This is a genomic window from Mesorhizobium sp. (assembly GCF_004962925.1).
GTDB lineage: Bacteria > Pseudomonadota > Alphaproteobacteria > Rhizobiales > Rhizobiaceae > Mesorhizobium.
Genome location: NZ_SUEO01000250.1, coordinates 1,471 through 8,406, shown reverse-complemented (window position 1 = coordinate 8,406; position 6,936 = coordinate 1,471). Strand labels below are relative to the sequence as shown.

Genomic DNA, 6,936 nt, shown 5'->3' with positions numbered 1-6,936 from the left:
CTATGTGCCGGGCGGCACGGCGAGCTATCCAAGCTCGGTGCTGATGAACGCCATTCCAGCCAAGGTCGCCGGCGTCGAGCGCATCGCCATGGTTGTGCCGGCCTCCGGCGGCGGGGTGCCGCCGCTGGTGCTGGTGGCGGCCGACCTCGCCGGCGTATCCGAGATCTACCGTGTCGGCGGCGCGCAGGCGATCGCGGCGCTCGCCTATGGCACCGAGACGATAAAGCCGGTCGCCAAGATCGTCGGCCCCGGCAATGCCTATGTCGCCGCGGCCAAGCGCCAGGTGTTCGGCACGGTCGGCATCGACATGATCGCCGGGCCTTCGGAAGTGCTTGTCGTTGCCGACGGCAGCAACGATCCGGACTGGATCGCCGCCGACCTGCTTGCCCAGGCCGAGCATGACGTGTCGGCGCAGTCGATCCTGATCACCGACGATCCCGCCTTTGGCGCGGCGGTCGAACAGGCGGTCGAACGCCAGTTGAAAAGCCTGCCGCGAGCCGAGACGGCGGCGGCGAGCTGGCGCGATTTCGGCGCCGTCATTCACGTTCCCCGAGTAGAGGCGGCACTGCCGCTGGTCGACCGCATCGCGGCCGAACATGTCGAGCTTGCCATCGACGAGCCGGAAGCCTTCCTGGCGCGGATGCGCAATGCAGGTGCCGTTTTTCTCGGCCGCCACACGCCGGAAGCCATCGGCGACTATGTCGGCGGCTCCAACCACGTGCTGCCGACGGCGCGCTCGGCGCGCTTCTCATCCGGGCTTTCTGTGCTCGATTTTGTCAAGCGCACCTCGATCCTGAAGCTCGGGCCGGAGCAGTTGCGGGCGCTAGCGCCGGCGGCCATCGCGCTGGCCAAGGCGGAAGGGCTCGACGCGCATGGACGCTCCGTCGCCATACGGCTGAACATGTAAACTGACATGTCCGACTACGATCGAACCCATGCCAGGCTGGTCGATGTCGAACTCGACGAATCGATCGGCCGTTCGACGCCTGATGTCGAGCATGAGCGGGCGGTGGCGATCTTCGACCTCATCGAGGAGAACCGCTTCCAGCCGATCAATGACGATGGCGCCGGGCCCTACCGGCTAAAACTGTCGCTGGCCGAATCCCGCCTGGTCTTCGCGGTGACGCGCGAGGACGGCGCGGCGGTCGTCACCCACATCCTGTCGCTGACGCCGCTACGGCGCATCGTCAAGGACTATTACCTGATCTGCGAAAGCTACTACGACGCCATCCGCACCTCGACGCCCAGCCAGATCGAGGCCATCGACATGGGCCGGCGCGGCCTGCACAATGAGGGCTCACAGACATTGATGGACCGGCTGGCCGGCAAGATCGACATCGATTTCGACACGGCGCGCCGGCTGTTCACGCTGGTCTGCGTGCTGCACTGGCGAGGCTGAACTGCCAGCCCCTCTGCCCCGCTCGATCCTGCCCCGCTCGATCCTGTTTGTCTGCGGCATGAATGCCGTGCGCTCGCCGATGGCCGAACTGCTGGCGCGCCAGGTGCTTCCGGCGACCACTTTCGTGGCGTCGGCCGGGGTGCGCGGCGGCGAACGCGACCCATTCGTCGACGCCGTGCTGGCCGAGGATGGGCTTTCGCTGGGTGAACGACACCCGAGGACACTGGACGATCTCGAGGACGACTATTTCGACCTGATCGTCACGCTGTCGCCGGAAGCGCATCACACCGCGCTCGAGCTTACCCGCTCGCTTGCCGTCGACGTCGAATACTGGCCAATGCCGGACCCGACCGGTGTGAGCGGCACCCGTGAGCAGATCATGGCCGCCTATCGTGAAGTGCGCGAACGGCTAAAGGCGCGGATCGGCGGCCGTTTTCTGGCGCCGGAAGCAAAAAAACCGCGCTGATTAAGCATGTTCACAAGCGCACGATTATCATATAGGTTCCGCCCAAATTCCGGCCGGGGCGCTGGGAATCCCCATCCAAGCAAAGGTATCGAATGCCGAAGGAAGAAGTCCTCGAGTTTCCGGGTGTCGTCACGGAATTGTTGCCCAACGCGATGTTCAGGGTGAAGCTTGAAAACGAACACGAGATCATCGCCCACACGGCCGGCCGCATGCGCAAGAACCGCATCCGCGTGCTGACCGGCGACAAGGTCCTGGTCGAGATGACACCCTACGACCTGACCAAGGGCCGCATCACCTACCGTTTCAAGTAAGATCGTCAGAGTTCGGCCGGGATCGCGATGAGCATTTTGCAGAAGCTCGTGCTTGCCTCGGGTTCGCCGCGCCGGATCGAGCTGTTGCAGCAGGCCGGCATCGAGCCGGATCGCGTGCTGCCGGCCGGTGTCGACGAGACGCCGCTGCGCGCCGAGCATCCGCGCTCGCTGGCCAAGCGCCTGTCGAAGGAAAAGGCCGAGAAGGCGCTGGCCTCGCTGCAGACGGAAGAGGACTATGCGCCCAGCTTCGTGCTGGCCGCCGACACGGTGGTCGCCGTCGGCCGGCGCATCCTGCCCAAGGCCGAAACGTTCGACGACGTCGCCAATTGCCTCGGGCTGCTGTCAGGCCGTTCGCACCGGGTCTATTCCGGCATCTGCCTGATCACGCCGGCCGGCAAGCTGCGCCAGCAGCTGGTCGAGACCAGGGTGCGTTTCAAGCGGCTGCCGCGCGCCGAGATCGACTCCTATGTGGCCTCGGGAGAATGGCGCGGCAAGGCCGGCGGCTATGCCGTCCAGGGGCTGGCCGGCGCCTTCGTCGTCAAGCTTGTCGGCTCCTACACCAACGTCGTCGGCCTGCCGCTCTATGAGACGGTGGCGCTGCTGACCGGCGAAGGGTTCAAGGTGCACGCCAACTGGCAGTCAGTAGGGCCATGAGTTCGGGGCGACCATGAGCTCGGACGACAAGGTGACACCGCTGCGCCCCAAGCGGCCTTGCCCCGAATGCGGCAAGCCGTCGGCGCGCGAGACCTACCCGTTCTGCTCGACGCGCTGCAAGGACATCGACCTCAACCGCTGGCTCAAGGGCGCCTACGTCATTCCGGCCCGCGACGACGAGGACGAAACGGACGGCGAACCTCCCAAATGAGGGTGTTCGGCACGGTTTGCTGACCTCGATCAGGCTCCATGAATCGACCTGTCGAACAACTGCTGGTTTCCCGCTTTAAATCAACGCTTAAGCGCTGGACAGGCCGGATTCCCGTGCTATAACCCACGCGCTTTCAAGGGGCGCCTGCGGCGCTTTCATGAAATCCGGTGTGCAGAACTGCCCGCGTGCCGGAACAGGCCCAGATAGCTCAGTTGGTAGAGCAGCGGACTGAAAATCCGCGTGTCGGTGGTTCGAATCCGCCTCTGGGCACCATTTTCCTTAGCAATTTCAGCAACTTGTGCATGCCCTGGCTCGGCTGTAATCGGTTGGCAGAAATCAGCCCGTCGCGCCACGGGATCTCGCGCAGAATTCCCGCCGACGTCGAAGCGTTTTCTACGCCTGACATGGCTGGTCTCGCCCGACGAAACATCTTTGCACGCACAGAGCAGATGACGGAATTGATTTGCTTGGTGATCCCCCATCCTTAGGGCAAACTGCCTCTGGGCTTCAGGAGGAGAAATGAGAGCACGCGCAGCAACGGTTGGAGATCTGGAAGCTCTTTTCCGTGATCTGTCCAAGCGGATAGCGGACGAGTACGCCGCGGCCGGCAAGGACAGCAAGATCGCGTACGACAATCTGATGATGAATTTGAAAGAAGGCCGTGCTCATGCGCTTGTCCAGGGTGAAAAGACCGTGGCGATCATCGCGTGGCACGAGCATAGCGACGCTGCTGATACGCTATTCGCCGCGCAGGAGGATTTCTTCAGCGCCGCGACCGTTCGCTTCTGCAAGCGGCACATTCGCCATATCCAGGCGCTCGCCGGCAATCTCCCCATTCACTCGCGCAGCTGGCTCCAGAGACCGGATGTCGCAAAATGGTTTCGAATAATCGGCTATGTCGAGCGAGGCCAGGAGAATGGCGCCAACCTGTTCGAACTGCCGCCGGCTCGCGCCGAATAGCAAACGCTGCGATTGAGATCCGATGGCGCCGCGCTCACGGGGGTGCGCCGATGGCGCAGCTGGCGCGCTGGCCAAAAAGGCCCGCCGCTCCATTTGCGAAGCGGCGAGGCCCCATATTCGGGGACGATGCCGGGGTGTTACCCGGCATTGCCTGCGGTGCAATTCAGGTGCCAGACATGTTGACCCATAATGGGTCACCGCATCCGGGAAACGCGAACGACCTTCCGCGATCACACCACTGCCATCCCTCGCCATGTCTGCTATATTTCCTTGCGGCGGACCTGATTTCCGCCTGGCCGGCGCCCATCAGGCAATCTACCCCAACGCCCCCCCAAAGTGGCGCCGGCCAATCTTCATCACCGACTCAATCTCCGCCACCGATATCGTCAAGCAAGCCCTGCGAGCGCGAAGCTTGCGCGCGATCGTCGTCAGATCCGACAGTCAGGGGCAGCGGTTCGAATCCGCTTCCAGAGCGGCGGACTTTCAGTTCGAAACGCCCCTGACCGGCGATTCCAGCCGGCAGATCGCCTGGAACGGCAGGACGACCCGACATAAATCCAAAAAACCGGTAGCAAGCCGCCGCCAGAAAGTGTTGAAGACCGTGCCGATCGCATTCCACGCGGCGCGATCCAGTTGCGCTCGGCAAGGCTTGATGATTTGTTGCCGCTTCAAGGAGAATGAATGATGCGCGAGCCTGTCGGTCAAGACGAATATGGGTCGGCCAACCCCTTCGACCCGGACGAGCTGTCGACGTTGAACGCAATGGGTCCGGGTGTGGCCAGCAACGATTTCGAGAAATACGCGGTCGCCGTGATCATCGTGTTCGGCGCCCTCATCATCGGCGGGCTGATGGCCGCATCCCTGGCCTTGGGGCACCGCAACGGCTTCCTTTATGCGCTTGGCGGCGCCACCGCGGCGTGGATATCCGGAAATGCGCTTCTGCTCGACCGGCCGCGTATCTATGCCTTGTTTGTCGGCGTGGCGGCGGTGATGCTGATTGCGTCCACCGTCACCTTGGTCATCTGACCAAACAAATCAATATCCGATTGCCTCGCCGGATGCGGCGCGGCTGTCGATAGCGCCATTGTAGCGGACGCCGCCGCCCTTTTCGATCTCCGCTAGGCTCTTGCCGCCGACCAGGATACCGGCCGCCTGGCCCCAGGTCGTCTCAGTGACATCGAGCTGGTAGCCCATGCCGGCGAGCAGTTTTTCGGTGTCCGGCGACAGGCCGAACGGCTCGACATAGACCGTGTCGGGCAGCCACTGGTGGTGGATGCGCGGCGCGTCGATCGCCTCCTGGATGTTCATGCCGTGATCGACGACATTGACGATCGCTTCCAGCGTGATGGTGATGATGCGCGAGCCGCCGGGGCTGCCAATGACCATGAACGGCTTGCCGTCTTTGGCGACGATGGTCGGGCTCATCGACGACAGCGGCGTCTTCTTCGGCTCGATCGCATTCGCCTCGCCCTGGACGAGGCCGTAGAGATTGGGCACGCCCGGTTTCTGAGTGAAATCGTCCATCTCGTTGTTGAGCAGGATGCCGGTGCCGTCGGCGACAACGCCGGCGCCGAACGAGCCGTTCAGCGTATAGGTCACCGCAACGGCGTTGCCGTCATTGTCGACGATCGAATAATGCGTCGTTTCCTGGCTCTCGCCAAAACCCTTCGGCATCAATTCCTGCGACACGCCGGCCCGGAACGGATCGATCTTTTCGCGGATTTCTTTCGCATAATTCTTGTCGAGCAGCTTTTCGACCGGATTGTCGACGAAGTCGGGGTCGCCGAGCGCCGAGTTGCGATCGACATAGGCATGGCGCATCGCCTCGACCATGACTTTGACGGTTTCGGCGGAATCCGCGCCGAGATAGGACAGCGGGTAGCCTTCCAGCACGTTGAGTATCTCGCAGATGATGACGCCACCCGAGCTCGGCGGCGGCGAGGAGGTGATCTCGTAGCCACGGTAGTTGCAGGTCACCGGCTCGAGTTCGCGGACCGCGTAGTTCTCGAAATCCGCCTTGGCCAGAATGCCGCCCTTCTCCGCGCTCGCCTTGACGATACCGTCGGCGATCGGTCCTTTGTAGAAAGCATCGCGACCTTGTTCCGAAATGGCCGAGAGCGAGGCAGCGAGATCGGCCTGAACAAGGCGCTCGCCGATGGCATAAGGTTTGCCGTCCGGCTTCAGGAAGATGGCAGCGGCCGCCGGGTCCTTGGCCAGCCGCTCGGCGCCGCCTTCGAGCGAGGCGACGTCGCCCTGCTCCAGCACGAAGCCGTCCTTGGCATAGCGGATCGCCGGCGCCATCAGGTCCTGCCGCGTCAGCGTGCCGTATTTCTCCCGCGCCGTCTCGAAGCCCGCCACCGAGCCCGGCACGCCGACCGCAAGATAGCCGTCCAGGCTGGCGCCCTTCACCGGCTTGCCGTCCTTGTCGAGATACATGGTCTTCGTCGAAGCGTGCGGCGCGCGCTCGCGGAAATCGAGAAACGTCGAGCGGCCGTCCTTGAAGCGGATGGTCATGAAGCCGCCACCGCCGATATTGCCGGCGTTCGGATAGACCACGGCCAGCGCATAGCCGACGGCAACCGCCGCATCGACGGCATTGCCGCCCTTCTTCAGCACCTCGACGCCGACTTCAGACGCAAGATGCTGGGCGGTCACCACCATGCCGTGCTCGCCCTTCGCCGGCTGCGGCGAGGCGGCGAAGGCGGCTACCAGCGGCGCAAAGGTCAAGGTGATGGAAAGATTGAGAGCGATCAACGTTCGGCGGGTGTGGTGCATGGCCGTTCTCCGAGGGGCGTTGGATGTGCCTAAGAAAGCCGCTTGGAGAGGTTGAGTCTACTGACATTAATGGGAAGATTCGGCGAGGCTCGCACCTTCTATCAAGACCTGGGTTCCTCGCCCCCGCGAAGCGGGGGAGAGGTGGCCGCGAAGCGGCCGG

Annotated in this window: 10 protein-coding genes and 1 tRNA gene; 10 read left to right on the top strand and 1 reads right to left on the bottom strand. The window is 63.4% G+C overall.

The window, feature by feature from the left end; genetic code table 11:
• The 10 genes from hisD to E5W87_RS31115 all read left to right on the top strand — a co-directional run.
• Positions 1-907 (top strand): histidinol dehydrogenase (hisD, locus tag E5W87_RS31160; RefSeq protein WP_292406488.1); only part of this gene is annotated, 907 nt, incomplete at its 5' end.
• Between the two features lie 6 nt (positions 908-913).
• Positions 914-1,399: a UPF0262 family protein gene (locus E5W87_RS31155; RefSeq protein ID WP_292406485.1), complete on the top strand. Its 486-nt coding sequence runs from the start codon at positions 914-916 to the stop codon at positions 1,397-1,399.
• A gap of 1 nt (position 1,400) precedes the next feature.
• A complete protein-coding gene (locus E5W87_RS31150; protein WP_292406493.1) occupies positions 1,401-1,865 on the top strand; it encodes a low molecular weight phosphatase family protein in 465 nt (154 codons plus the stop codon).
• A 92-nt stretch (positions 1,866-1,957) separates the two neighbouring features.
• A complete protein-coding gene (gene infA, locus E5W87_RS31145; protein ID WP_006200926.1) occupies positions 1,958-2,176 on the top strand; it encodes a translation initiation factor IF-1 in 219 nt (72 codons plus the stop codon).
• Between the two features lie 27 nt (positions 2,177-2,203).
• Entirely contained in the window at positions 2,204-2,830 is a 627-nt protein-coding gene (locus E5W87_RS31140) for a Maf-like protein (protein ID WP_292406482.1), read from the top strand.
• 13 nt (positions 2,831-2,843) lie between these two features.
• A complete protein-coding gene (gene yacG, locus E5W87_RS31135) occupies positions 2,844-3,041 on the top strand; it encodes a DNA gyrase inhibitor YacG (RefSeq protein WP_292406479.1) in 198 nt (65 codons plus the stop codon).
• 197 nt (positions 3,042-3,238) lie between these two features.
• A tRNA-Phe gene (locus E5W87_RS31130) sits at positions 3,239-3,314 on the top strand.
• Between the two features lie 246 nt (positions 3,315-3,560).
• Positions 3,561-4,001, top strand: a complete 441-nt coding sequence (locus tag E5W87_RS31125; protein ID WP_292406475.1) for a hypothetical protein — start codon at positions 3,561-3,563, stop codon at positions 3,999-4,001.
• 412 nt (positions 4,002-4,413) lie between these two features.
• The gene (locus E5W87_RS31120) at positions 4,414-4,686 is read left to right on the top strand and encodes a hypothetical protein (RefSeq protein WP_292406472.1); all 273 of its coding nucleotides are present in this window, start codon (positions 4,414-4,416) and stop codon (positions 4,684-4,686) included.
• Positions 4,683-5,027, top strand: a complete 345-nt coding sequence (locus tag E5W87_RS31115; RefSeq protein WP_292406470.1) for a hypothetical protein — start codon at positions 4,683-4,685, stop codon at positions 5,025-5,027. The genes E5W87_RS31120 and E5W87_RS31115 overlap by 4 nt, the downstream gene beginning before the upstream one ends.
• A gap of 9 nt (positions 5,028-5,036) precedes the next feature.
• On the opposite strand, the gene ggt is transcribed toward E5W87_RS31115, so the two are convergent.
• Entirely contained in the window at positions 5,037-6,776 is a 1,740-nt protein-coding gene (gene ggt, locus E5W87_RS31110) for a gamma-glutamyltransferase (RefSeq protein ID WP_292406467.1), read from the bottom strand.
• Positions 6,777-6,936: the final 160 nt, after the last annotated feature.

Bases quoted from the DNA above. Each gene is read 5' to 3' on its own strand.
- E5W87_RS31155 (WP_292406485.1), top strand. From the start codon at position 914: ATGTCCGACTACGATCGAACCCATGCCAGGCTGGTCGATGTCGAACTC.
- infA (WP_006200926.1), top strand. From the start codon at position 1,958: ATGCCGAAGGAAGAAGTCCTCGAGTTTCCGGGTGTCGTCACGGAATTG.
- E5W87_RS31140 (WP_292406482.1), top strand. From the start codon at position 2,204: ATGAGCATTTTGCAGAAGCTCGTGCTTGCCTCGGGTTCGCCGCGCCGG.
- yacG (WP_292406479.1), top strand. From the start codon at position 2,844: ATGAGCTCGGACGACAAGGTGACACCGCTGCGCCCCAAGCGGCCTTGC.
- E5W87_RS31125 (WP_292406475.1), top strand. From the start codon at position 3,561: ATGAGAGCACGCGCAGCAACGGTTGGAGATCTGGAAGCTCTTTTCCGT.
- E5W87_RS31115 (WP_292406470.1), top strand. From the start codon at position 4,683: ATGATGCGCGAGCCTGTCGGTCAAGACGAATATGGGTCGGCCAACCCC.
- ggt (WP_292406467.1), bottom strand. From the start codon at position 6,776: ATGCACCACACCCGCCGAACGTTGATCGCTCTCAATCTTTCCATCACC.